Source organism: Planktothrix pseudagardhii (assembly GCF_904830925.1).
GTDB classification, from domain to species: Bacteria; Cyanobacteriota; Cyanobacteriia; order Cyanobacteriales; family Microcoleaceae; genus Planktothrix; species Planktothrix tepida.
Window position 1 is genome coordinate 3,309,495 of record NZ_LR882967.1, and the last position, 25,975, is coordinate 3,335,469.

Genomic DNA, 25,975 nt, shown 5'->3' on the forward strand with positions numbered 1-25,975 from the left:
TCAAGAAATCGGGTTTCTTTAACAATTCCTAACAACTTCAACATTTTTTTATGCTCCATCATCGTTACCTTTATTTAACCGGACTTCCTTGCTCTGGGATGTTTTTTGTTAGTCAACTGTTAGCCCAACATCCTGAAATTAATAGTAATTATTTGCGATCGCCTCTTTGTGACTTACTGCTGAACTTTCGCAACTTTTTGACCACTAACCCCGAATTAATTAACCAATTAAATCAGGATTTTAAGGGGACAATGGAGCGATCACTCTTAGGAATGAGAGGGTTTATCAACGGATGGTCTGAACCGATCTCTCAACCTTGGATTGTTGATTTTCATCCCCAATGGTTGGAGCATTTAGAGTTAGTTAATTTAATTGATCCTGATTTTAAAATGGTTATTTTTGTCAGAGAATTAGGTCAAATCTATGGTGCGATAGAAACACAACATCAAAAAACATTACTATTAGATTTTCCTGATAAATTAGCTTCTATTTCACGAGTAGAACGCGCTCAAAAATTATTTATTCCTCCAGGGATTATCGGTTCAAGTCTCAAGGCTTTAGAACAAATTCAAGACTTAGAAATTAGTTTACAGGAACGATTATTTTATGTCGTTTACGAGCATTTAATGACGAATCCTCAAGAAGTCTTAACAGAATTATTCAGTTGGTTAAACCTCCAACCCATTACACCGAATTTAACCTTAATTAATTTTGAATTATCTAATTATTCCCAGTCTTTTGGTAAATATGTCGAAGAACCCTATAATCCCCATCAGCCATTAGTGAATTATCTGCTACCCAAACGTTTTGAAACCACAATTCAACAGAATTTTACTTGGTTTTATCAAACGTTTTACCCCGGTTTATTGTAATTCTCTATGTTTTGTTAACTATTCCCTGCTATAACCCTATGACTTTAAATCCTCTCATTCTGCATCAAGGATGTTCTCTAACCCTCAAACGCACAACTCCCGATGATGCTATTTTTCTATTTGAAAAAATGTATTCTTGTTATGAATTTATGCGTTTATTTCGTTTGAATGATACAGCAGAAACCGTAGAAGAAGTTAGAGAAAAATTAATCAGAAGATCCCGTTTAACACCTGCTGAAAGTGGTTATTTAGAATGTTTAATGATTCATAAACATCATGGCATCATTGGAATTATTGCCGCCGCCGACTATAGTGCTCTCCATAAAAGGGCTGAACTGTTAATTGGAATTTTTGAAGAAAAATATCGTTCTATTTCCTATGGGATTGAAGCGGGTTTATTAATGACAGATTTAATTTTTAATGCCTATCATTTACATCGCTATTATGCCTATTGTTATGGTTATAACCATCCTGTCCATGCAGCTTTAATTACCGCAGGATTTCAATTAGAAGGAATCATGAAAGAACATTTATATGATCCGATCGCTCAACAATATATTGATCTGCACATTTATGCTATGAATGAAACTCAGATGCGACAAAATCCTCGGATTTCTCGTTTATCTAAACGATTAGTTGGGCGTGATATTACCCAACCTTTAACAGCACCCCTTCCTCCTCCTGATGAATCAAAAATTCCGGGTCTGGGTCGTATTTCCCCATCAGAAAATCAACCTTATTTTGCTAAATCAGGAATACTTAAACGAATAAGTTCTTAATTATTTTAGAGTGTTGTCGCAATTACCAACCTTAGATAGATTTTAATTCCACTCAATTTGACTAACATCAGTAACGACGCATGAGTTCAAAAGTCTGACGATTAGCCCAAGGCACAACAATCCTGGTCGGTTTGTTTATCGCATTATCGATTATTATTCCTTCTTTGAAAGCGGGAGATTTAGTCCAATTATTGGGTATTAGTGGGGTAGCAATTGGGTTTGCCTTTCGAGATATTTTACAGAATTTCTTGGCAGGTATTTTAATTTTATTATTTGTAGCGGAGTTCTCAACCGTTTAGCCAGCACATCAATCGCTTCTGTTGTGATCAGATTTTCTAGTTGCCAAACTCGCCCGACTTTTATCCACTGACAAAGATTTGGAAACCAAAATCTTGCCACCTTTCCTCAAGGTCTCTTGTAGCCGTCGCAGCGTTAAAGTTTTGCCACAACCCACCACTCCAGACAGAGCAATCAGTTTTCCTGAAGCAATCGCTGCCTTAATTTCTTTGAACAACTGCCGCAGTTGCTCAGTTTCGTAATAACCAGCCCGTCGAAAATCCTTGACCAAGCCATAAAATTCCATCACTGAGCGTCAACATTCCCTGTCCTCTCGTCCGGTTTTAAAGTAAGCTGCTACGCAGCTTATTCTTGCCTGACTTGTTAATAAAAATGGAAACATCAGAAACATAATAGAAACATTGAAAAATTTTATTGACACTCCCAGGAAGCAGATGCCAAAATGATTCGCATCCATTAGACATCTCCAAAATAGAAAAAAGGAGGGGTAAAAAGATGATAAAATTAAATTTTACCCCGGATTAGAGATGAGTAAATTAAGAGACTATCTGGACAAGAATCCCCAGCAAGCAAAAAGGCTATTAGGGATGGAATATGAACAGATGATAGAACTCATTCAAGCTGCGGAGTTATTAGAAGAAGAAAAACGACAGGAAAAAGAAAAAACTAAAATCAGGTTGATTAAAGCAGGTGGGGGTCGTCGGCAGAAATTATCTGTGGAGGAACAAATCTTACTGACTCTAATTTATCTGCATCAAATGCCGACATTTCAAATGTTAGGGTTACAGTTTGAAGTCAGTGAATCAACAGCGAATGATATTTTCCATAACTGGATAAAAATCTTGAGAGAATTACTACCAGCGAGTTTGCTAGAGCAAGTAAAAAAAAACGAGAGTGATTGGGAGTGGGTAGAAAAAATTCTGGTGGAATTTGAGTTAGTAGTAGATAGCTATGAACAGCCCAGGGAAAGACCAACAGACAATGAAGAGCAGAAAAAATATTACTCAGGAAAGAAAAAGACACATACCTTTAAAAATCAAGTCATTGTCATGCCAAATGGAAAAGAAATAGTGGATGTAGCTGTGGGTTATACCGGAGCAACAAGTGATCTGAAATTGTGGAGAGAAAGAAGCCAGGAATTGGGGAATAATCAAAAATACAGAGGGGATAAAGCTTATGTAGGAGAAACAGCAATTAATACACCGTATAAGAAACCGAGGAATCAAGAGATGTCGGCGGAAAAGCGAGAAGAAAATCGGTTAAAAGCCCAACAAAGGATTGTAGTTGAACATTTAATAAGACTGATAAAAATTTATCGAGTTGCTTCAGAAAGATTTCGGTTAAAGAGGCAAAATTATGAAGCAGTAATCTTGACAGTATGTGGATTAATAAGATGGCGAATAGGAGCGATTGTATTACCATCTAAGAATTGCCCAGAATTCTTTTGAGAAATAATTGTATATCAGAGATAAAATTCATTAGTTATTATTAATGTGACTGAAAAAGCCTATGAATCCGTTACTTTTGGAGAAGCCGGCACAGGAGTGCTAGAGATTCCAAAAGTAGCGATAGAGGGCATTTGGAGATTTTCGGAGATGTCTAGTGGTGAAAGTGATCAAGTTGCATTAGCGGAAATCGGGGACTGGTTGAAGCGATGGCTAGAGGCTGTGAATATTTCTCTAACCGATAAAACCCAGTTCGAGGAAGCAACGCGCCATTTACAGTTCGCCATCTTGGTGACAGTGTTAGCGAATCGGTTAAGCTTTGTGCTTGACCACCTCAGTGCTTTAATGCGATCGCAGGTGATCGACTTTCACGACACTAGCTTATCCCTGGTCAATCGCCCACCACGAGACTATTTAGCCATTGTCCCTTCGTCACCAGTGGGCAATATCCTCGGCTTTCGATATACCAGCGATCGCCGCCTGCTGGGCAGTTATAATGATGGAAGGAGTTAGCATTCTCGCCCTAGTTTTTTCGCCGTTAGTCATCGGAATATTCAGTAACGACACTGAAGTCATAGCAACCACTACTACCATTCTGCGTATTCATATTTTTTACCAAGCTGGCGATGCTATTTTTATGATTTACCGAGCCGCTTTGGTGGGATTAAATGATACTTTTTATGTGCGAAATATTAGTTTATTAGGCGGTTGGTTTGTAATGATACCTGTTTCATTATTACTAACAAGCGTTATGTCTTTCGGCGTAGTAGGGGCTTGGCTTAAACTAACCCTTAATGTGTTAATCAGTGCGATATTCTACGCAGGACGTTTTCACTTTAAATTGAGAGATAGAATAAACAATTGAGAAAAGTTAAAAACTGATTTTGATGTATTTTTACAAATCCTCTTTAATGTTTATTTAAGCCGCGGGAAATTGGAATCTATTCAAAATGATAAACTGGTTGTTCAATGTCATACAATGTTCGGGATGATAACGTACCAACTTCTCAATCAGATTATCAAATCGGTTCATACCCGGTTTTAAGGCAGAACGAGATAAACGATATAATGGCATCGGGACAGGAACCCCCTTCAAATTCAGGGCTGTTTCATTTTCCCAAATTGGGGAGTCAAATTGAGTCCCCAATTTTTAGGAATGAGGCGAAAAAGTTGTCCTTCTGTTATTGATACAAAACCCCAACTTCTGAAAAGATTGATTACCAGAGTTTTAAGAGTTGAAAAGTTGCTAGCTGCTTGAAAGTTACGAATTCGGCTTTTATCTTCTTGAAAAATTACATCTTTTACCCAATGGTATTGATTCTCAATCCCCCAATGTCCTTTAATGATTTGAGCTAAGGTTTGAGCTTCGTTAACGGCACTACTGATATAATATACTTTTTCTTGATAGGGTTTTTTTCCTCTGTTGCCACTTCTTTCTATCTGAATCACAAGTTTCAGATGTTTCCAGCCTTTGTGAAAGTTGTTATTGACTTGATAAATGGAAACTTTTCGAGTCACTTTTCTGCCATGGCTGTGTTCATGAGTCACATCTACACTCACAGGATTTTCACTTTTTATTACCGCTTCAACTTGCTCATATAACTTTTTTTGATTTTTCTTTAAAGCCATTATATAATCATTCCCGCTCTCAATAACTAGGGCAGCAGTTTTCTGATTACAGTGCAACGCATCAAAGGTTATTACTTTTCTTTTTAACTGGCAATCCCTTACTATCTTTTGGGCTTGGCTGATTTCTGATTCTTTTTTGTTCTCCATCTTTCTCAGGTTTAATACGCATCCTGTTCTTTGACTAAACAGTGCAACAATCATCACAAAATTTTGGGATTTATCTCCAAAATCTTTGAGAGTGCTTCTCAGGCTTTTTCCATCTACTGCTAACCAATCTAGTTCTTCTTGATGCGGATAATTACAAGTAGCCCATTCATTAAATATCTCAATTAAATTTAACCAATCTACTCCTTGTATTACTCTTCTTATTGTTGAGTATGATGGCAGTTTTTCTAGCTTGATTTTTAAAACTTGACTCAGTTGGTATTGATTGATTTTCGCAAAATTTTCGAGTTCTCTGTACCCTAAATTTCTCGACATTAGCCCCAAAATGACTATTAATAATACTAGCCATATTGGATGCCTTGTTCCCTGGGCTTTCCGGTAATCCTTGACTTTTTTCAGTTTTTCTATTAGAGTTGTTAGCATCTTTATTTTTACAAAAAAATCAGCGACCGCTTTTGATTTTATCAGCTAGCAATCGCTATTTCTTTACTCTTTTCCCCCCGACTTTGAAACAGCCCTGGTTCAAGTCGGGGGTGATGCCTGTTATGAAAATTATGGAGGGTGTGAGCATTTCCTCTCTAGCAGAGCTAATGCTAGAGCAATGGGCATTGGCTCTGCTCCAGTCAGCATCCCCATCCACTGAACTCGATGACAGTATGGAGGAAATCGCTCTATGAACCTTAAGCAATTTGTAGCTGAACTCGCCCTAGCTGGTGTGAAGTTGTGGGTCGAAGACGACCAGTTGCGCGTGCGGGCACCAAAGAAGGTACTGACACCAGAGGTACGTAATTTATTGGCATTGCATAAGGCAGAACTTGTAAAGTTGCTACAGAACAGCAATGCGATCGCCAATGATACTGACCTACCCCTTCTAAGAGTTTCGCGAACTGGTAACTTGCCTCTGTCTTTTGCCCAAGAAGGACTGTGGTTCTTGAGCCAGTTGGAGCCAACTAACCCCTTCTACAACGTACCACTAGCTCTGCGACTTAATGGTTCTCTCAACGTTGTCGCTTTAGAGAAAAGCCTCAACAAGATAATTCAACGCCACGAGGTCTTACGCACCAACTTCACAACGGTTGAGGGGCAACCCGTTCAGGTTATTGCTCTTGGCTTGACCTTGAGTGTGCAAGTCATAGATTTGAGTGAGCTACCTGAGAGTGAAAGAGAAATTGCTTGGGGGCTAAAAGCCAGGGCACAAATCCAGCAACCCTTTGACCTCAGTAGCTCTGGGTTGATTCAAGCTTCTGTGCTAAAGCTAACACCGACAGAACATATCTTGTTACTAACAATACATCACATTGTCTGGGATGCTCCTTCAGAGGGCGTATTGGTCAAGGAGTTAGCAGCTTTCTACACAGCCTACTGCAATGACTTGCTACCAGAGCTACCAGAGCTACCGATTCAGTACGCCGACTTTGCTGTTTGGCAGCGGCAGTGGTTACAGGAAGACATACTAGAGTCTCAACTTGCTTATTGGAAGCAACAACTGTCTGGTGCGCCAGAAATATTGGAACTGCCAACTGACCGAGTGCGAAAAGCAACTCAAACGTTTCGAGGGGCGTGTCACCGACAAGCACTCTCAAAAGAACTAACAGAGGCTTTGATGATTTTAAGTCAACGCAAAGGAGTTACTCTGTTTATGACGCTGTTGGCGGCGCTCTTCACATTGCTTTACCGTTATACAGAGCAGACCGATATTTGCGTAGGCACGCCTTACGCAGGCCGGGAGCGCCGTGAGCTTCAGGGATTGATTGGATTGTTTCTCAATACGTTGGTTCTGCGGACTGATATATCAGGTAATCCGAGTTTTGAGGAGCTACTCTCAAGAGTCCGGGACGTGGCTTTGGGAGCATACGCTCATCATGACCTACCGTTTGAAAAGTTATTAGAACAATTGCAGCCAGCGCGTAACTTAAGCTACACACCGTATTTCCAAGTGAGGTTTGTGCTTTACCCAGCGATGCAGATAGACATGGAAGGCTTAACGGTGAGTCCAGTAGCGGTAGAAACAGCTACGGCGAAGTTGGATTTGTTTGTAGCTTTCGTCAACAGCGACTCTGGACTAATCGGGACGTGGGAATACAATACTGACTTGTTTGATGCCAGTACGATCAATCGCATGGCTCAACATTTTCAGACCTTACTAGAGGGAATTGTTGCTAATCCTCAACAGAAGGTTTCAGAATTGCCATTGCTCACAGAGCCAGAGCGACACCAGCTATTAGTAGAGTGGAACAACGCCACAAAAGAGTATCCCTTCAATAAGTGTATCCACCAGTTATTTGAGGAACAGGTGGAGCGATCGCCTGATGCTATTGCGGTGGTTTTTGAAGGGGAGCAACTGACCTACCAAGATTTGAACCAACGGGCGAACAGAATAGCACATCACTTGAAAACTCTAGGTGTGGAGCCAGAAGTGCTGGTGGGCATCTACGTTGATCGCTCCTTAGAGATGGTAGTGAGTCTACTTGGCATCCTCAAAACTGGAGGGGCTTATGTGCCTTTAGACCCATCCTATCCCAAAGAGCGCTTAGCGTTCATGTTGCAAAATTCACAACCAAAGGTGTTGTTGACTCAGGAGTGCTTGATAACAGAACTGCCTGAACATACGGCACAAGTTGTTTGCTTAGATACAGATAGGCATCTCATTGCTCAACACTCAGAAGAAAATTTAAACCAAACAGCAACAGTTGCTAATTTAGCCTATGTCATTTATACCTCTGGCTCAACGGGAAAGCCAAAGGGAGTACAGGTGACACACGCTAATTTGTGTCACTATGCCCAAGCAATGAGTCAAGTGCTAAATATCACAGCAGAAGATGTATATTTGCACACCGCATCGATTGCTTTCTCATCTTCTGTCAGACAGTTGATCGTGCCTCTGGCTAGTGGGGCAACTGTCAAAATTGCAACTTCTGAACAGAGAAAAGACCCACAATCACTATTTACGACAATTAAACAACATAGTGTGACAGTTATTGATATTGTCCCCTCTTATTGGCGTAACTGCATTCATACACTTGCTAGCTTAGAACCTGTTACGAAACAAGCACTGTTAGATAACAAACTGCGTTTAATTGTGTCGGCGAGCGAACCGCTGCTGTCCGATCTTCCTACTCAGTGGACGTTTGGTTTTCAGCACAAAGCACGATTAATCAATATGTTTGGTCAAACTGAAACTTGTGGAATTGTTGCCACTTATCCAATTCCGGCACAACAGGATGAGCCAATCAAAATTGTCCCTATCGGTCGCCCGATCACCAACACACAAATTTATCTGCTCGACTGCCATCTGCAACCAGTCCCTGTTGGTGTACCTGGGGAAGTGCATATTGGTGGTTTTGGACTGGCGCGAGGCTACCTCAACAGCCCAGAATTGACAAAAGAAAAATTCATCCCCAACCCCTTTAGCCAAGAAGAAGGAACACGCCTCTACAAAACCGGGGACAATGCCCGCTACCTTCCAGACGGTAACATTGAGTTCCTTGGTCGGCTGGATCGTCAAGTGAAGATTCGCGGTTTCCGTATTGAACTCGGAGAAATCGAAGCAGCGCTAGCTCAACACCCAGAGGTACGGGAGACAGTAGTTTTAGCAAGGGATGACCAACCAGATAACAAACGACTGGTAGCTTATGTTGTTCCCAACCATGAACCTCCTGCCACCATTGAACTGCGGCACTTCCTCCAACAAAAGCTCCCAGACTACATGGTGCCGGGAGCCTTTGTGATGCTTTCTTCTTTACCTCTCACCCCCAATGGTAAGGTAGACCGTCGCGCCTTGGAGACACCAGATACGGAATTAAGTAACTCAATGGGCTTTGTCCCTCCCCGTGACACAGTTGAACAGCAACTACAGCAAATTTGGTCAGAGGTTTTGAAGCTTCCGACTGTTGGAATGAAGGATAACTTCTTTACTTTCGGAGGTCATTCTCTTTTAGCTGTACTCTTAATGGCTCAAATTTCGCGGCATTTTGGGAAAAATCTGCCCATAGCAACGCTTTTCTCTAGCCCAACTATCGAACAGCTAGCTAGTTGTCTTCGATCCGAAACTCATTCCTTGCCTTGGTCTCCTTTGGTAGCAATTCAGTCTGGCACCGAGAAGCGACCTTTCTTCTTTGTGCCTGGAGTTGGGGGAAATGTGATTTACTTATATGAGCTAGCGCGTCATCTTGGATCTGAGCAACCCTTCTACGGTCTGCAAGCACGGGGACTGGATGGCGAATCAGAGCCTTTTACACAGTTGGAAGAGATAGCCACCTACTATATTGAAGCAATACAGACAGTTCAGCCCTCTGGTCCGTACCTGCTGGGAGGGCATTCGTTTGGAGGTGTAGTTGCCTTTGAGATGGCAACTCAGTTGCTCAAACAGGGGCATGAGGTCGCTCTACTTGCAATTATTGACGTTGTTGCGCCAATTGTTGCTAATAAGCCGAATTATTCTGATGAAGATGAGGTGGCATATCTTTTTGATTTTGCCAGCTATATTGAATATATGTTCTCCCTCAAGTTGGAGGTATCTAAAGAAACTCTTGCTTCCCTATCTCAGGAGGAGCAATTGAACTATCTCAAAGAACGGTTGATACGGGTCAATTTGCTACCCCCTGATGCGGGAATAGGGTTAGTACGGGGGCTAGTGCAAGTATACATTGCGTCCCTGAAAGCTCATCGTGCTTATTTGCCTTCGGGGCTGCAACAAGCTCCCATTACTCTTTTCCGTTCTAGTGAGGTTGATGTATTTGAGGGTGATACAGAAGAGTTGAAACAAAGGCGAAAAGAACCTGCTTTGGGCTGGAACGAGTTTTCTTCTACTATAGACATTCATGTTGTTCCAGGGAACCATAGCACCATGATGCAACAGCCGCACGTACAGGTGTTAGCCACACAACTTCTCTCTTGCCTAAAGCAAACACAGGCTCCATTGGCTTAGTAATTGGTCTGTTAAGTGGAAATTTTTGAGGTAATTAACAAGCTCTTTCATTTGACTAAAAAAGCTCAATCATTATGAAAATAGGAATTTTCGACTCGAATCACAATCTACCCTTGCTAGTAGAACCTGACACAAAACGCGAATCGTCTAATTTTGATTATCTCCTTTCATGGTACAAAGATAATAGTGAACTTTTATCAAACAAAATTTTGAAACACGGAGCGATTCTTTTTCGAGGTTTTGATGTCAATACAATCTTAGCTTTTGAAAAATTCGTTAAATCTATTTCAGGTAATTTAATAGATTATGTTGATGGAAATTCTCCCCGAACCCAACTAGCTAGTGGTATTTATACTTCAACTGAATATCCAGCTGAATACTCCATTAGTTTGCATAATGAGTTATCCTACTCTAGCCAATGGCCAGACCAACTCTATTTTTGCTGTATTACTGCGCCTAAAGAGGGCGGAGAAACACCAATTGCTGATAGTCGCCAAATCCTCAAAAGTCTTAACCCAAAGATTGTGGAAAAGTTCACACTTAAACAAGTGAAGTATATCCGCAATTTACCTAGTAGTAATGGCATGGGAGTTTCATGGCAAGATGCTTTTAAAACTTCAGATAAGTCCCTAGTAGAAGAGCATAATAGAAAAGCTGGTATGGATTTTGAGTGGAAGAAGGATGGAGGATTGCGATTAAGCCAGATTCGTCCTGCTATTGCAACTCATCCTCGTACAGATGAACAAGTTTGGTTTAATCAAGCCGATCTATTTCATCCATCTACTCTTCCTAAAAATATCTACGAAGCTATGATGTTTTATTTTGACGGTAACGAAGAGGAACTCCCTCACTATGCTTGCTTTGGCGACAATACTCCAATTGATGTTTCAATGCTAGATGAAATTAGAGAAACTATTGGTAAACAAACTGTTGTTTTTCCTTGGCGGGAGGGTGATGTTCTAGTCATAGATAATATGTTAGTTTGTCATGGACGAAGACCGTTTTTTGGTTCGAGAAAAATTTTGATTTCTATGTCACAATTCTGATTATCTTAGCTATAAGTGTAAGTAGATGTATCAATTCCAAGAGTCTCTTCCAAAACTACCTTTGCCCAAACTCTCAGACACCTGCGCTCGTTATATCGAGATGGTAACACCGCTGTTGAGTGACACAGAATTAGAGCGAACTAAGACCGCCGTAAGGGAATTTCAACAAGGGAGTGGAGTCGAACTACAGAAGCAATTGGAGATGATTGACCGCTCAACTAATACTAACTATTTACAACAATTTAAAGAGGAAACCTATTTAGAAATGCGGTCTTCACAACTAAATATGAGAAGCACAGGGGTGGCTTCGCCCGTCTTGACAACCTCGAAATATTCCTTTACCCGCATTGTCGCCATCATAATTTTTAATACCCTCCAATTCCACCTGAAAATCAAATATCGGGAACTAGAGCCAGATCGCGATGTATTTCAACGAAACAAACCTCCCCTTTGTATGGCTCAGTATGACAATTTGTTTGGCAGTGCGCGAATTCCTGGAATCAAATGTGACAGCTTTCAAAGGGCGAAAAATTCTGAGCATATTGTGGTCATCCGACGGGATACGTTTTACGTCTTAAAGTTGCTCCCAGGGGATACGTTACCGTCGGTGGAAGCTGTAGCACAGCAAATTGATTGGATTCTGGAAAATACTCATCCAGGGGAACTTCCTGTGGGAGTGCTGACATCTCTCCCCAGAGAACAGTGGGCAACAGTTCGCTCCTACCTCACGAACCTAGATGCAGAAAACGCTTGCTCTCTAGAACTATTGGATAGCGCCTTATTTGTTGTCTGTTTAGACGAAATAACGCCTCCCGATTTGGAAAGGCTAGCAAGAACTGCCTTTACTGGAGATGGTGGGCGAAACCGATGGTTCGATAAACCTATTCGGCTCGTTTTTAACTCTGAGGGTCAGTTCGCTGTAACAATTGAACACAGTAATGTCGATGGTTATCCGGTAGCACGGTTGATAAGCGAGGTCAACCGGGAGCTTGAACCCCTTGAAGAATCCCTTACATCCTCCAGTTCAGTCGAACTCGAACCCCCACAGCGACTGTGGTGGAAATTAGACCAGAAACTCCGAGAAGAAGTAGCTCAAGCATTAACAGATGCAGAGTGTCTGAGCGAACAAATTCAGATGGGGATAATAATTTTCGACGAATTTGGGTCAGACTTTATCCAGCAACATGGTTTAATTGCTGATGCTGTGTTTCTCCTGTCGCTACAGATTGCTTACACTCGCCTGCATGGTAAGATTACTACTAGCGCTTGGCAAGCTGTACACAACAGAACCTTCCGGTACGGGCGGCACGACTACGCCTTAGTAGTTACACCCGAATCTGTAGAACTCATTCAAGCCTTTACTGAGGGAGCTTCAGACGAAGTGCGATATCGGACTCTAAAACGTGCTGTTAACGCTCATTTATGGCGAGTGTTTAACACTAAAAACGGGCAGGGAGTGGTCATGCACCTTTATGCGCTTTATAACTTAGCTCGCTATAAAGGCAGCAGTGTTCTCGATATTTTTCAAGATAAAACCTTTGAAGAAGTTATCTTAGACCCAAGCTTCTCCGCTTCTGCCCTAAGTAATAAAATGGGTGTAGAGATAGCCTGCCCCAGTCCATGTCGCGACTATGGAATCGGCTATGTCATCGATCGCAACAAGATTACCTTTGCTGTAACGAGTAAACATCTACAGCCGGAAGATTTCATCGCTCTTGTCAAGCAGTGTCTTTCAGAAATCGGAAAATTGTTAATAGAGCAACGACACCCAGATTCCAATATAAGAATACATTCATCACCACAATGAGCTTTGAAAAATGGACTTTTCATGGACAGAGGAACAAATTCAGTTTAGAGAGAAGATTGTTAAATTCGCCCAACAAGAGTTGCAATCAAATCTAATTGACCTAGATTGGCGAGAAGAATTTAACCGAGAAAGTTGGGAAAAATGTGGGAAATTTGGTCTGATCGGTCTGCCAATTCCTGAACATTATGGGGGAACTGGGACAGATATTCTTACAACGATTTGTGCCTTGGAAGCTTTAGGTTATGGTTGTAAAGACAATGGTCTAATCTTTGCCATCAACGCTCATATATGGGCTGGCGAAATACCGATTTTAACCTTTGGCACCGAAGCTCAAAAACAAAAGTATCTCCCCAAACTCTGTAGCGGTGAATTCATTGGCGCTCATGGGGCAAGTGAACCAGAAGCAGGTTCGGATATTTACAATCTTAAGACTACTGCCAAAATACAGGGAGACAAGTACATCTTAAATGGTGTTAAGAATTGGGTCACAAATGGTCCAGTTGCTGACCTTTACATTGTATTTGCGAATGTCGCTCCCGAAAAAGGAAAACGGGGAATTACTGGATTTATCGTCGAAAAAGATTTTGCCGGAGTCGCGATCAATCGTAAAATTTCCAAAATGGGTTTAAGAACGACTCAGTTAGGTGAACTGTTCCTAGAAAATTGTGAAGTGCCGAGTGAAAATCGTCTTGGTCAAGAGGGTTCGGGACTTGCTATCTTTAATCACAGTATGGAATGGGAGCGAGGATTCATTCTTGCCAGTGCGATCGGGACTATGGAACGTCTGTTAGAAAGCTGCATTCAATATGCTAGGAAGCGCCAGCAATTTGGTCAATCGATTGGAAAATTTCAGTTAGTTAGCAGCAAAATTGTTGACATGAAGATGCGACTTGAAACAGCTAGAGCGCTGCTGTATAAAGTAGGATGGTTAAAAAATAATAAAAAAACGGCGATTATGGAAGCGGCAATGGCAAAACTTTATATTAGTGAATCTTGGGTGCAGTCCTGCCTTGATGCAATTCAGATTCATGGTGGTTATGGCTATCTAACTGAGTTAGAACTAGAACGAGAATTAAGGGATGCGTTAGGGAGCAAGCTTTATTCAGGAACCTCTGAGATTCAGTACCAAATAATTGCCCAATTTATGGGATTATAGAGGGTGATTTTTTGTTTACGCGAGAGCATTTGCGAGATTACGAGACAACGCTGCGGCGCGCTACGAAGAATTGGTACGAATTCATCTCGCTGTATTATCGTTTGAACATTCTATGGAAGACAGCCCAAAACCCATGCCGTATCTACTGCAACAGCTTTTAGAAATTAGTGCCAAGCAATATCCAGACCGGGAAGCTGTAATCTATAAAAATAGCAGCATCACGTATCGGGAGTTAGACCAAGTTTCTAATCAGTTAGCCCACCTCTTGATAAGTTGCGGGATATCAAGAGGCGATCGCGTCGGCATTTACGTGAACAAATCCATTGAAGCAGTCATTGCCATTTTCGGTATCCTTAAAGCTGGATCTGTCTACGTTCCCCTAGACCCCTTAGCTCCTGCGAAGCGGATAGGCTTTATCATTGACAATTGCCAGATGAAGGCTTTGGTGAGTACCCATAAAAAGATAGCCAGCCTTCAACTGCCAAACACCTCTGGTGTCCAGTGCCTGGTACTCGCTGACGATGAAGCACAACAGGACACGGGTAATCTGTCAAATGTCAGGATGGTGTCTTGGCAAGAGGTGTTGCAAGCACCGCCAAACCCATCACCACCCAGCAATTTGATTGAAGACGATCTTGCCTACATTCTCTACACATCCGGCTCCACTGGCACTCCCAAAGGGGTGATGATTAGCCATCGAGCTTCTCTAACCTTTGTCAACTGGGCTTATGATTGCTTTCAGGTACAAAGGAGCGATCGCGTTTCCAATCACGCCCCACTTCATTTCGATCTTTCCATCTTTGATATCTTCACCACTATCAAAGCAGGTGCGACTGTCATTCTGGTACCACCGGAACTCTCAGTGTTTCCCAGAAACCTCGCTCAGTTTATTGAAGAACAACAAATTACCATCTGGTATTCTGTCCCTTCAGTGCTGAGACAGCTAATTGTTTACGGCAACCTGCATCAGGCTCAATTTCCCCATATTCGGACGATTTTGTTTGCGGGGGAAGTGTTCCCAGTTAAATACCTGCGTCAACTTATGGAGTTGCTACCGCAAGCCAACTACTATAATCTCTACGGACCCACAGAAACAAATGTCTGTACTTACTATCCGGTAAAGGAAATTCCTCCTGAAGAGGTAAGAACTCTGCCCATTGGCAAAGCTTGTGCCAACACAGAGGTATTTGCCGTCAATGAACACAAAGAAATTACCAAACCAGGAGAAGTTGGGGAACTTTACGTGCGTAGCCCCTCCTTAATGAAAGGATACTGGGGAAATCATGACAAAACCCAACAGGCTCTCACACCTTTCCCCGTACCAGGTTGCGGATGGTTAGAAAAAGTTTACCGAACTGGGGATTTAGTGAAACTCAATTCTGATGGCAACTATATTTATTTAGGTCGTCGCGATAACCAGATTAAGAGCCGAGGATACCGAATTGAACTGGATGAAATTGAAACGACGCTATACGCTCATCCTGCAATTGTTGAAGCAGCCGTAATTGCTATTCCCGATGAGGAAATCGGCAAGAAAATCAAGGCTATAATTGCCACACAGGATGGAAATAATCTCAAAAAGAGCGATGTAGAATATTTTTGTGCACAGCGTCTACCTAAATACATGATACCGGAGCTAATTGAGTTTCGTTCTGGGTTACCTAAAACCCCTACAGGCAAGATTGACAAAACCTTACTGCGTACCGAAGAACTTCAAGAGAATTCAAAATAGTTCAATAAGGAGATTGATAATGACCGCCGTAAACAAGTACACGGAAGCACAGATAGAACAGATAATTAAAGAGCATATTGTCCAAAATTTCATGTACGATAGACCCGATATGGTTTTATCAAATGATTTGTCCATAATCGAAGAAGGACTGGTTGACTCGCTGGGCATTTTTCGACTGGCTAGCTTTCTGGAAGAAAAGTTTGGTATTACCTTAAATCCAGAAGAATTCTTACTGGAGAATTTTGAAACAGTTAACGTTATCAAATCTTTCGTTATCAGCAGACTGTAACAGTTGTTGCTGCCAATTTCTAACTACCTGCTAGGTTAGATTTTTACAGGCTACGCCATCAAAATCTACTTTGACCAAATTAGCTGAAGTTTTAAACAGGCAAACGTTGACGGCTCAACCTATGCGTGAATCAGGCAGTTGCTCGGCGACAACCAGAGGTTCATCTTTCAATGTTCCGGACACCTGCACCGCAAGCACTACCACTCTTATTGCTGCGAACATTGATAGAGCCAACCATAAGAGATGATTGCTCTGATAATGCCATGCCATGACTGCTAAGGGCGCAAATCCAAACATTGCTCCGCTTAAAGTAGCGTTACGTATAAAATGCCCTTGGGCTAAACCTGCAAAGTATCCATCCAGTATCATAGCAATTGAACTAAATCCCAGTCTGGAGAGTAGCCAAGAAACATAGATTTTAACAAGTTCCTTCACTTCACTATGATTGGTTAATAACCCAAAGACTGTATTCGGGAACAGGATAGACACTCCAGAACAAATTAATGCCGCCAGTAGGCTGGTTGAGACTGCCACCTGCAATAGGGGCAACAATCGATCTATTGTTTGTTTGCCTTTAAAATTTCCACCCAAAGTCTCGGTAGCAAATCCTATTCCTTCAAAAAAGTAACTGGAAAGCATTATTACTTGTAAGAGTAAGGCATTTTCAGCCAGGATAGTTGTCCCCATTGCAGAACTTAGAGCCGTGAAAAAGGTGGCGACGAACATATTAGCCGAAGACCTGATAAAGAGATTGCCGTTCAGGGTAAAAGTCGCTTTAAATGCGCTGGCATCCCAAAACTTTCTGGCTGCACTTCGAGCTTCCTTCCACTCGATATTGAGACTCGCCAAAATTATGCCTACTACTAACACCAGATACTGGCTAATTGCCTGAGACAGTCCCGCCCCCGTGCTTGCCCAGTCCCAACGGACAATAAACAGGTAGTCGAACACAACATTAGCTGCATTGCCTACTAGGGTCATCAGCAACACAAAGCCACTCATTTCTCGTCCGAGAAACCACCCAATCAGAACAAAATTGACGACAACCGCAGGCGCTCCCCAAATTCGGGCATTGAAATAGTCAATACCTGAAGCCTTAACCTCTGGAGTCACGCTCATTAGACCAAACCACAACTGTTGCAGAGGATATTGCAACAACAGAAGCAGTCCGCCTATACCCAGTCCGATTAAAGCATTACGCAGTCCCACCAGCAGCATATCTTCGGTGTCATCCCGTCCCACCGCTTGCGCTGTCACTCCAGTGGTTCCCATGCGTAAAAAGTTCACAATGAAATAGGTGAAGTTAAACAGAGTGGTAGAGAGAGTAACCCCTGCTAAGTGATGGATTTCGGTTAGATGGCCCAGGAACGCTAAGCTGATTGTCCCAGCCAGAGGCTCCATAATATTGGACAGGACATTGATGAAAGCTAGTCTAAAGAAGCGAGAAAGGAAGTCGTACCTATTTGGGAGTGTTATGTTCATGGATTTAGGTTCTCCTGTACCTATGGTGATAAGTAAATCTTATAAAGAAAGACAAGCTAGTAGCTTTTCACGCATCATCTCAAAATTTTTGAAGCCATAGCTTTGACGAAGAATTAATTTGATCCGGTTGTTTAATCCCTCCATGACTCCACTGGTTGTTCGATTAATAAAATAATGGCAAATATCGGGAAGATGGTGTTTAAGAGTTTGGGCGGCTGACGGGGTGACAAAGAAGCTAGAAGGTAGACTGAATCAACATCATAGCTCTCTGACCTCTTTGAAAAAAAGGGATCTTATTGCATTTAGTTCTCATTAATTGTTGAGCCAAGTCTGCCCAAATTTCCATTCCAGCTATCCATAAAAGCCCATATTGACAAGACCAAAAGTTGCTGTGCCGTTGAACACTCCGCCCTAATTCTTGAAGGCGGTTGATATATTTTTGTTGCCCAAGTTGTTTGATTTTTAATCCTTGTAAGGCTTTTATGGTATAAGCGATGGCGCTAGCCGCGCCTGCTGGCGCATCGCTATCAATAAAACCAGACGGGTTAAGCGTCGCCCCTACGATGCACGGTAATTATTGTCACAATTGATTTAGACTGACTATATCAACCTAAAACTTTTTCTAAAGCTTGCTGAAGAACCTCTACCCCAGCACCCGGAAGATGGGCATTTTCACTAATATATCGTTTCCAAGCTTTTGTTCCCGGTTGTCCAGCAAAAAGTTCTAATAAATGGCGAGTAATACTATTCAATTTTACCCCTTTTTGTAACCAATATTCAAGATAAGGATACATCGCTTCTATGACTTCTCGGCGAGTGAGGGGGGGTGTTTTTTCTCCATAGATTTCTTGATCAGCTATTGCAAATAAATAGGGGTGATCATAAGCAGCACGTCCTATCATAACTGCATCCACAAATTGCAATTGTTCTTTGACTTCTGTTAAGGTTTTAAACCCCCCATTAATTTCAATCAATAAATGGGGAAATTCTTGTTTTAATTGATGTACTTCTTGATAGCGTAATGGGGGAATGGTGCGGTTTTCTTTCGGACTTAAACCCTGTAACCAAGCTTTGCGAGCATGAACGGTAAAATGTTGACATCCGGCTTCAGAAACAATTCTAACAAAATCCGCCATATCTTCATAACGATCCCGATCATCAATGCCAATTCGATGCTTAACGGTGACAGGAATTTGAACAACTTTTTGCATCGCTTTTATGGCTTGTGCAACTAATTCTGGTTGCGCCATTAAACAAGCCCCAAAATTGCCATTTTGAACGCGATCACTGGGACAGCCTACGTTTAAATTAACCTGATCATATCCCCAATCTTCTGCTATTTTAGCGCAGGTCGCAAGATGATGAGGATGATCTCCTCCTAACTGTAAAACTAAGGGTTTTTCTTCAGGAGAAAAGCTCAATAATTTTTCATGATCTCCATGCAAAATCGCTGCGGTTGTCACCATTTCCGTATAAAGTAACGTTCGCCGGGTGATTTGTCGCATAAAATAACGATAATGGCGATCAGTGCGATCCATCATGGGAGCAATACTGAGGGGATAGCTTTGATTTAAGGTTGAAATTGATCTCAGATTGTTCATGAAATTTAGGATTTTGTTGCTTTTAATTCTAAGGTTATTCTGATCTTTCCACTGATTGAAGTTGGAGGTTGCCAAGTTAACAGCGATCGTCGAATTTGATCAATGATTATCGCTTGTTTTTGATTATCATCTAAATCTAAATTAGAGTCAAGGTCATCAAAAATTGCTCGTTGGACATTGCCTTGATCAACAATCATTTCAAAACTGACTTTTCCATTAATTGGAATCGATAAATTTAACCCCTGTAAATAACGATTTAAGTCATCTAAAAGGGCGCGATCGCTAATTCCGGTTAGTTGAACCACTGCAATAGTAGAACCCGTATTTCTAGCTGCCTGAAGCCTTGTATCGAGTCTATCTGCACCTTGAAATGGAGAGGGTGCAGGCGCAAGTTCTGGGCTTCGTTGACTACTATAATTATTGTAACCCGATGCTGAACGAACTCGTCCTATAGGCATTGAATTTGTAGATTGAAGTTGAAGGGTTGCAGGTGTGCCAAAAATTCCCTCATAACTGACACCTTCGGGTAATTCTACAGGAACTTCTACGGTATGACGGGTTCCATTTGGATTAACTCGAACTTCTTCGCTCACAGCAACAAATGCCGTATAATTTGATAATAATTGATACGATAAAGCGGTGCGTGTTACTGCGTCAACTCCAGATTTTGTTTCACCGGAAAACATTTGATTCATCAGTTCTTTGATTTTAGACCGTCCCCACAATTTAGCAATGGCAATATTACCAGATTCCTTCGTATTAACGACTGGAAAATTAACAGGTAAGGTTTGTTCATAGCGATCGCCGTTTGCTGTGGTTCCTGTAATTTTTAATAAGCCATTGCGTCGATCTAATTTACGTCCAAATAAAACTAAAGGTTGATTATCAAATAAATCTGATAAGGTGATGGGGTAAATTTCCGGTTTTAATCCTTCCCCTTGCCAACTAATTTCAATATCGGTTAAAATGGGATTATTAATCTGTTTAAAAAAGGTTTCCACAACGGTTTGAGTAGGTTCATCTTGACGAACAATTTGTACTGTTCCTCGTCCCATTTCTCCTAAACGATTTAATAAAAATCGATTGACTGAACTTCCCACCCCAAAACAATAAAATCGATTTCCAGGTTTAAGTTTATTTTGCACTTCTGCAATGACTTCGGAATCATTTCCAATATAACCATCGGTGAGTAAAACAATACTGCGTAACCGACCCGTTGGAGGTGAAGGGAAACGCATCACCGCTTGAATACCATTTAATAATTCTGTACCGCCATTAGCTTCTAATTGATTAATATAATTGAGTGCTTTTTCTCGGTTAGCCGGGGTATTTTCTAGGGGAGTTTCGGATAACGTATTAGTCGTATTTGCAAAATCAATAATGGTAAAGGTATCTTCAGTATTTAATCCTTGAATAAACCGTTTCATTAATTCTTTGGATTTTGTTAAGGGTTCACCTTCTTGAGAACCGGAAGTATCCATTAAAAAAATAACGTCTTTGGGAATAATTTGATTAGGATTATAACGAATTGCAGGTAACAGATAAGTGGCAAAATGTCCCCCTTGTTGATCCGCTTCTGTTAAGACCGTTGCTCTTGTATTTTCTCCTGAAATTTGATATCTTAGAATTAGATCCTTATTCGGAATTTTATCCGATTCATCTAAACGAACAAAAACTCGATTTCCTTGTTGTTGGGTAATAATTTTATGGGAAGTTGAACGAATATTTTCAATAGGAATACCTGCATCTATTTCAAGATTAACTTGAATTTTATGGTCTGATTTTGTATTAGGATCAATAATAGGCGGTGTAATCCGATCTGCATCGGGGACTTGATTCGTATTGGGTTGATTTTTATCAATTAATTGACCCGGAATATAACGGGGGCCAACCACCATCGGAAAAACAAATTCATAATCTCCCCCTTCAAATTTTAATTGATCAATATAGCGAATCGTTACGGATATTTGCTCACCCGGTTGAATATTGGCTACAGACTGAGTAAAAATATTATCTCGTTCCTGTTCTAATAAAGCTGCGGTGCGACCTTGATCTTTAGCACGTTGATAGATTTCTCTCGCACCTTCTTTGGTTTCAATTCTCGATTTAATCGTGCGATCGCCAATTTTGATTACCATTTGATCAATGGCGGCTTGATCAGGAAGGGGAAACACATAAATCGCTTCTAAAGGTTCTTTAAACGGATTTTCAAAGGTTTGAGAAACTTCTACTTCAGAAAGATTTCCTGAAATTTTAGCTTTAACCTGGGTTTTTTTGAGGGGAAAAACTTGAGTTTGAGTAGGAGATTGAACATATAATCCTCCTACAGGTTTCTCAGATAATTGTTGAGGAAATTGTGCTAATTTTAACGTTGAGGATTGCTGTTCCAACTGTTGAACAGGACTCGCCAATGTGGGAGAAGTATTCCCGATAAAATTGAAACCGCTAAAAATCAGAATTCCCCAGGAAAGTCTTGCTAAAGTCAATAAAGAGTTCATGAATAAGACTGCCATTATTTAAGTTACAATATGAATCAGGTCTATGAACTAAGACCTAATAAGGATCATAAACGTTCCTGAGCTACATTACTTTTTAGCATTCAGAAGACTTCTGTAGGGACAGCTACAGCTTGCACCTACAATTCATGATTCTATCGTGTTTTGTCCGATATCCTTCCTCAAATTTTGAATTAAACTCTGGATCAGGTCAGTAAACCCCTATAATTAAAAATTAGGTTAGGAATAGAATTGCTATAGTACGTTCTCTCAAAATTAATTATTGATTTCCAATGGTTCACAAGACTCCCCCTATTCGTATTTTTATAAGTACCGGAGAAGTTTCCGGTGATTTACAAGGATCACTGTTAATTGAAGCTTTATTCAGACAAGCTAAAAAGGCAGGAATATTAATACAAATTATCGCATTAGGGGGAGAAAAAATGGCATCAGCAGGAGCCAAATTATTAGGGAATACCACAGGAATTGGTTCCGTTGGAATTTTAGAATCTATCCCCTATATTATCCCGACCTATTTAATGCAAAAACAAGTCAAACACTATTTAAAAGAGCATCCTCCTGATTTAGTTATTTTAATTGATTATATGGGGCCAAATATTGGGATGGGAAATTTTATTAAACATAACTTGCCAACAATTCCTATTTTTTATTATATTGCGCCGCAAGAATGGGTATGGTCGTTGGGTTCAAAAAGTACAGCACAAATTGTTAAACTAACGAATCGTATTCTTGCCATTTTTCCTGAAGAAGCACGTTATTTTCAATCAAAAGGTGCGAAGGTGACATGGGTTGGTCATCCCCTATTAGACCGGATGAAAACAGCACCAAGTCGAGAAGAATCTCGCCGAAAATTAGGCATTCAACCGGATGAAATTGCGATCGCTTTACTTCCGGCTTCTCGATGGCAAGAAATTAAATATTTAATGCCCATATTATTTGAAGCGGCTCAACAAATTCAAGCTAAAATACCCCAGGTAAAATTTTGGATTCCCTTATCTTTACCTGAGTATAAAATAGCGATTGAAACAGCTATAAAAACCTATCAATTGAATGCCGTTTTAGTTTCAACAACGAGTTACTATCAAACCTTAGAAGTCTTATCTGCCGCCGATTTAGCGATCGCAAAATCAGGAACAGTTAACTTAGAAATTGCCTTATTAAAGGTTCCCCAAGTTGTCGTTTATCGAGTCAGTGCTTTAACGGCTTGGGTCGCTCGTCATCTCCTGAAATTTTCGATTCCGTTTATGTCCCCGACTAATTTAGTGCAAATGCAAGCCATTGTTCCTGAATTATTACAAGAAAAAGCCACTCCCGAAAATATCGTTCAAGAGGCGATAGAATTATTAACAAATCCACAAAAACGACAAGAAATGTTAAATCAGTATCAACAGATGAAGCAAGCGTTAGGAGAGGAGGGAGTGTGCGATCGCGCAGCTTTAGAAATTCTTAAGAGTCTCTCCCTGTAAGCAACTCTTAATTTTTGTTTTTTACCGAATTGCTGTAAAATAGTGATCAATAAACGATTTAGAAGGATAATTCCCTTGCCTATTATCGTAATTCAAGAGTTAACCCCAAGCCAAGTACAAGATTTAGAGCAACTTTATAAACAAGGATGGTGGAGTCATCAACGCACCTCAAAAGACATCCAAAAAATGCTAAATCACTCCGATATTATAATCGGTCTAGTAGACTCTGATACCCAAAAATTAATCGGATTTACAAGAGTTTTAACAGATTATACCTATCGAGCCTTAATTTGGGATGTTTTAGTGGAGAGTTCCTATCAAAATCAAGGATTAGGGAAAAAATTAATCGATGAAATTCTGACTCATCCCGCTTTAAAAGATGTGGAAGCTTTTCTATTAATGTGTTTACCTGAAATGGTTCCTTTTTATGAAAAACTAGGGTTTCATTTATCCGATAGTGTCAAATTAATGAGTCTCGAAAATACAACTCATTATGGGGAATTTTAAGAAAAACTAGGGAATAGATAAAAAAATAGGAATCAGACAGAAGTCTCATTCCTCAAGCATAAATAAACTGATATTGAAACCTATTCCTTGTTCGGTGTTCCCTGTTCGGTGTTCCCTACAAGATGGAATTTATTTTTCAAAATTGGAAGGACTATCAACCTCATCATCAGAATAGTCTACGGGTCGATATTCAACATAATCAGTTGAATTCGTGTTGCGATTGCGATCTTCAGAATAACGATATTCTGAAGAAGAAGAAGAAGAAGAGGAGGGACGACGACGAGAACGGGGTGTTTCAGAAACGGCCCAATCCTCTTTCTCTACTGAAGGTGATGCGGGAGGACGGTTAGGACGCTTTCTAGCCGATCTTTCTTCCCGTTCTCTGGGGGGTTCTCCCCAGTCAGATGCAGTGTCAGGACGAGATTCAGGACGGGGACGACGCTTGCGAGGACGATCTTCTACCGGAGGATAGTCAACACTGCTATTTTTGCGGCTAGAGGGACGCCGACGGACAGCATCATCGTCATAGCTATCGGCTCTACTTAAACGAGTATCCCGACTCCCGCGAATTTGACGAGCCATGGGCATATATTCGTCGGTGGGTTCGAGTTCGTCTAATTCTGCATCGACCCGATAAACGTTACTGACATAGCGTTCATCATCCACAATGGGGGCTCGTTCTTTAGCTTGGACAACGGCAATTCCTCTGAGGCGAATACTTTCCACCGCAAAGAAAATCGCACTTCCCGTTAATAAAAATTGACCAAACGCTAGAATGGGATCAAGTCGCCATCCCTGAAAGAGCAGAATCCCGCCACAAAGTAACCCGATGGCCGCAAAGAAAATATCATGATCCCGTGCCAGTTTTGGACGCCAGGAACGCAGGAAATATAATCCAGCACCAGCAACCGCGAGGATAATCCCGACTAAGCTGCTGAAATTTAAACCTAAATTAACCATTATTCGTTCTCCTATGCCAGTCCTATCTTAGCGAGTTCTCTTGAGAATCTCTACTGATCGGCACTTCTGGATGGGTATTGTTGGCAAAATAAACAGGAGGGGCTAGGGATTCAGATTAAGTTCTGACTTCTTAGCCCCTAAGTTTATCGGTTTAACAAGGATTTTGGCAAGTGTACCAAGACTTGTCTCCAGAGAGTCGGTCTAGGAACGAATGATTTTATCCTTCTGGCTGATAAAAATCAGACCGACGGTGGCGGGAATCACCACAATCAGAATTCCAGCCAGCAAACTATAGAAAAAGTTCATCAATGAAGGTGTCATAACAAATGCGATCCTTGTCTTAGAATAATTTCTTGGTCTACTATTTTAACAATACTTGACACTCCATCGTCCTAGAAAGGCGATAATTCTGAGTTAATCCCGTTTTCGGTTAAAATCTGGGGCAGCCATTCCCCGGTTTCTGAGAAAATACCCCAAAACCGTTAAAATTAATCTCAGAAGCAGTAACAAAACTTAAAATATTTTGTCTCATCTTATGAATACAACCATTTTAATGTGGGGTTTAGGCTTAATTCTAGGTTTAATGACGTTTTTGTTTATTTTCAGAATCGTCCTAACGTGGTATCCCCAAGTCAATCAACAGCGTTTTCCTTTCAACTTGATTGTTTGGCCGACAGAACCCTTTTTAGTCGTCACCCGTAAAATCGTTCCTCCTTTGGGAGGTGTAGATATCACCCCGATTATCTGGGTGGGGATTTTCAGTCTGCTGCGGGAAATGCTCCTTGGTCAACAGGGACTATTACGAATGCTGTAACAACCCCTGTAAAAGGCTGGGAACTCAACCCATATTGTTTTCTAGCTTTTGCCTTTTGCAAACGTCCTAATTTTCGTAATAGGTGTAACTCCCACCGTCGCAGACATTAACTCCTGATTGAATTAATTCACCCCGTCCGACACTGCCATCATCACTAGGGCCTAATACCCCTTTGAAATCATAGTGGCAATCTTCACGGCCATCATCAATCGTGATTTCCGTTGACTCTCCTGGGGGAAGAACATCAACTCCCAAAATATCTTCTTCCCAATCACTGGTACTTGGAGGCGAAGCATAGAATGATTCTAAAGTTCGACTGGTACCGTTAACGAGAGTGAATTTTACACTTTGAGTCTGGGCTTTCGCTTCAGTTGCAAATAAACTCAGGAGCAAGGTTAGTCCAATTAATACTCTAAATTTCAACATGGGTGATAATCCGGTAGAAATTATAGTTGAGTTTATAACAACACAACGACCCTGAACAT

At 41.1% G+C, this 25,975-nt stretch carries 23 protein-coding genes and 1 pseudogene; 15 read left to right on the forward strand and 9 right to left on the reverse strand.

The window, feature by feature from the left end; genetic code table 11:
• Positions 1-50: 50 nt before the first annotated feature.
• The 3 genes from NMK36_RS14005 (at position 51) to NMK36_RS14015 (ending at position 1,950) form a co-directional block, all read left to right on the forward strand.
• Positions 51-872 carry a sulfotransferase gene (locus NMK36_RS14005; RefSeq protein WP_072720626.1) on the forward strand — a complete coding sequence of 274 codons (822 nt, stop codon included), beginning with the start codon at positions 51-53 and terminating at the stop codon, positions 870-872.
• Between the two features lie 38 nt (positions 873-910).
• Complete coding sequence (locus NMK36_RS14010; protein ID WP_072721152.1) at positions 911-1,651, forward strand: GNAT family N-acetyltransferase; 741 nt, start codon at positions 911-913, stop codon at positions 1,649-1,651.
• A 131-nt stretch (positions 1,652-1,782) separates the two neighbouring features.
• Entirely contained in the window at positions 1,783-1,950 is a 168-nt protein-coding gene (locus NMK36_RS14015; protein ID WP_437126717.1) for a hypothetical protein, read from the forward strand.
• Positions 1,951-1,958: 8 nt separating this feature from the next.
• Here NMK36_RS14015 and NMK36_RS14020 read toward each other — a convergent pair whose 3' ends face one another.
• On the reverse strand, positions 1,959-2,237 hold the full coding sequence (locus NMK36_RS14020) for a hypothetical protein (RefSeq protein ID WP_254173995.1): 279 nt from the start codon (positions 2,235-2,237) through the stop codon (positions 1,959-1,961).
• Between the two features lie 238 nt (positions 2,238-2,475).
• Between NMK36_RS14020 and NMK36_RS14025 the strand changes: the two genes are divergently transcribed.
• The 3 genes from NMK36_RS14025 (at position 2,476) to NMK36_RS14035 (ending at position 4,258) form a co-directional block, all read left to right on the forward strand.
• The gene (locus tag NMK36_RS14025) at positions 2,476-3,396 is read left to right on the forward strand and encodes an IS5/IS1182 family transposase (RefSeq protein WP_072717485.1); all 921 of its coding nucleotides are present in this window, start codon (positions 2,476-2,478) and stop codon (positions 3,394-3,396) included.
• 147 nt (positions 3,397-3,543) lie between these two features.
• A complete protein-coding gene (locus NMK36_RS14030; RefSeq protein WP_254173996.1) occupies positions 3,544-3,906 on the forward strand; it encodes a hypothetical protein in 363 nt (120 codons plus the stop codon).
• Positions 3,890-4,258, forward strand: a complete 369-nt coding sequence (locus NMK36_RS14035; protein WP_254173997.1) for an MATE family efflux transporter — start codon at positions 3,890-3,892, stop codon at positions 4,256-4,258. Before NMK36_RS14030 ends, NMK36_RS14035 begins: the two co-directional genes overlap by 17 nt.
• Before the next feature lie 233 nt (positions 4,259-4,491).
• Here the strand turns inward: NMK36_RS14035 and NMK36_RS14040 are convergent, their stop codons facing one another.
• On the reverse strand, positions 4,492-5,610 hold the full coding sequence (locus NMK36_RS14040; RefSeq protein WP_254173998.1) for an ISAs1 family transposase: 1,119 nt from the start codon (positions 5,608-5,610) through the stop codon (positions 4,492-4,494).
• Positions 5,611-5,860: 250 nt separating this feature from the next.
• Between NMK36_RS14040 and NMK36_RS14045 the strand changes: the two genes are divergently transcribed.
• The 6 genes from NMK36_RS14045 (at position 5,861) to NMK36_RS14070 (ending at position 16,144) form a co-directional block, all read left to right on the forward strand.
• Positions 5,861-10,114, forward strand: coding sequence for an amino acid adenylation domain-containing protein (locus tag NMK36_RS14045; protein ID WP_254173999.1), 4,254 nt, complete (start codon positions 5,861-5,863; stop codon positions 10,112-10,114).
• Positions 10,115-10,188: 74 nt separating this feature from the next.
• Positions 10,189-11,160, forward strand: coding sequence for a TauD/TfdA family dioxygenase (locus tag NMK36_RS14050; RefSeq protein WP_072720630.1), 972 nt, complete (start codon positions 10,189-10,191; stop codon positions 11,158-11,160).
• 25 nt (positions 11,161-11,185) lie between these two features.
• Entirely contained in the window at positions 11,186-12,967 is a 1,782-nt protein-coding gene (locus NMK36_RS14055) for a choline/carnitine O-acyltransferase (protein WP_254174000.1), read from the forward strand.
• A 10-nt stretch (positions 12,968-12,977) separates the two neighbouring features.
• Positions 12,978-14,123 (forward strand): acyl-CoA dehydrogenase family protein, encoded by a 1,146-nt coding sequence (locus NMK36_RS14060; protein ID WP_072720632.1) that lies wholly within the window; start codon positions 12,978-12,980, stop codon positions 14,121-14,123.
• 112 nt (positions 14,124-14,235) lie between these two features.
• Positions 14,236-15,855 carry an amino acid adenylation domain-containing protein gene (locus NMK36_RS14065; protein ID WP_245824320.1) on the forward strand — a complete coding sequence of 540 codons (1,620 nt, stop codon included), beginning with the start codon at positions 14,236-14,238 and terminating at the stop codon, positions 15,853-15,855.
• Between the two features lie 19 nt (positions 15,856-15,874).
• The gene (locus tag NMK36_RS14070) at positions 15,875-16,144 is read left to right on the forward strand and encodes an acyl carrier protein (RefSeq protein ID WP_254174001.1); all 270 of its coding nucleotides are present in this window, start codon (positions 15,875-15,877) and stop codon (positions 16,142-16,144) included.
• Between the two features lie 114 nt (positions 16,145-16,258).
• Here NMK36_RS14070 and gntT read toward each other — a convergent pair whose 3' ends face one another.
• The 4 genes and pseudogenes from gntT to NMK36_RS14090 all read right to left on the reverse strand — a co-directional run bounded on the left by gntT (position 16,259) and on the right by NMK36_RS14090 (position 21,725).
• On the reverse strand, positions 16,259-17,626 hold the full coding sequence (gntT, locus tag NMK36_RS14075; RefSeq protein ID WP_254174002.1) for a guanitoxin biosynthesis MATE family efflux transporter GntT: 1,368 nt from the start codon (positions 17,624-17,626) through the stop codon (positions 16,259-16,261).
• A 39-nt stretch (positions 17,627-17,665) separates the two neighbouring features.
• A pseudogene (locus NMK36_RS14080) lies at positions 17,666-17,833 on the reverse strand (transposase); the annotation flags it as partial.
• A gap of 398 nt (positions 17,834-18,231) precedes the next feature.
• Positions 18,232-19,227, reverse strand: coding sequence for a tRNA dihydrouridine(20/20a) synthase DusA (dusA, locus tag NMK36_RS14085; protein ID WP_072720637.1), 996 nt, complete (start codon positions 19,225-19,227; stop codon positions 18,232-18,234).
• A 5-nt stretch (positions 19,228-19,232) separates the two neighbouring features.
• The gene (locus NMK36_RS14090; protein ID WP_254174003.1) at positions 19,233-21,725 is read right to left on the reverse strand and encodes a VIT domain-containing protein; all 2,493 of its coding nucleotides are present in this window, start codon (positions 21,723-21,725) and stop codon (positions 19,233-19,235) included.
• Positions 21,726-22,015: 290 nt separating this feature from the next.
• Between NMK36_RS14090 and lpxB the strand changes: the two genes are divergently transcribed.
• Both lpxB and NMK36_RS14100 read left to right on the forward strand, forming a co-directional pair.
• The gene (lpxB, locus tag NMK36_RS14095) at positions 22,016-23,209 is read left to right on the forward strand and encodes a lipid-A-disaccharide synthase (protein ID WP_222425263.1); all 1,194 of its coding nucleotides are present in this window, start codon (positions 22,016-22,018) and stop codon (positions 23,207-23,209) included.
• Between the two features lie 75 nt (positions 23,210-23,284).
• A complete protein-coding gene (locus tag NMK36_RS14100; protein WP_072720639.1) occupies positions 23,285-23,716 on the forward strand; it encodes a GNAT family N-acetyltransferase in 432 nt (143 codons plus the stop codon).
• Positions 23,717-23,845: 129 nt separating this feature from the next.
• Here NMK36_RS14100 and NMK36_RS14105 read toward each other — a convergent pair whose 3' ends face one another.
• The gene (locus tag NMK36_RS14105) at positions 23,846-24,676 is read right to left on the reverse strand and encodes a Ycf66 family protein (RefSeq protein WP_072720640.1); all 831 of its coding nucleotides are present in this window, start codon (positions 24,674-24,676) and stop codon (positions 23,846-23,848) included.
• Between the two features lie 201 nt (positions 24,677-24,877).
• Entirely contained in the window at positions 24,878-24,997 is a 120-nt protein-coding gene (gene psbX / locus NMK36_RS14110; protein ID WP_072720641.1) for a photosystem II reaction center X protein, read from the reverse strand.
• A 214-nt stretch (positions 24,998-25,211) separates the two neighbouring features.
• On the opposite strand from psbX, the gene NMK36_RS14115 reads away from it, so the two are divergent.
• Positions 25,212-25,490 (forward strand): YggT family protein, encoded by a 279-nt coding sequence (locus NMK36_RS14115; protein ID WP_072720642.1) that lies wholly within the window; start codon positions 25,212-25,214, stop codon positions 25,488-25,490.
• 66 nt (positions 25,491-25,556) lie between these two features.
• Here NMK36_RS14115 and NMK36_RS14120 read toward each other — a convergent pair whose 3' ends face one another.
• Positions 25,557-25,916, reverse strand: a complete 360-nt coding sequence (locus tag NMK36_RS14120; RefSeq protein WP_083580111.1) for a hypothetical protein — start codon at positions 25,914-25,916, stop codon at positions 25,557-25,559.
• Positions 25,917-25,975 lie beyond the last annotated feature (59 nt).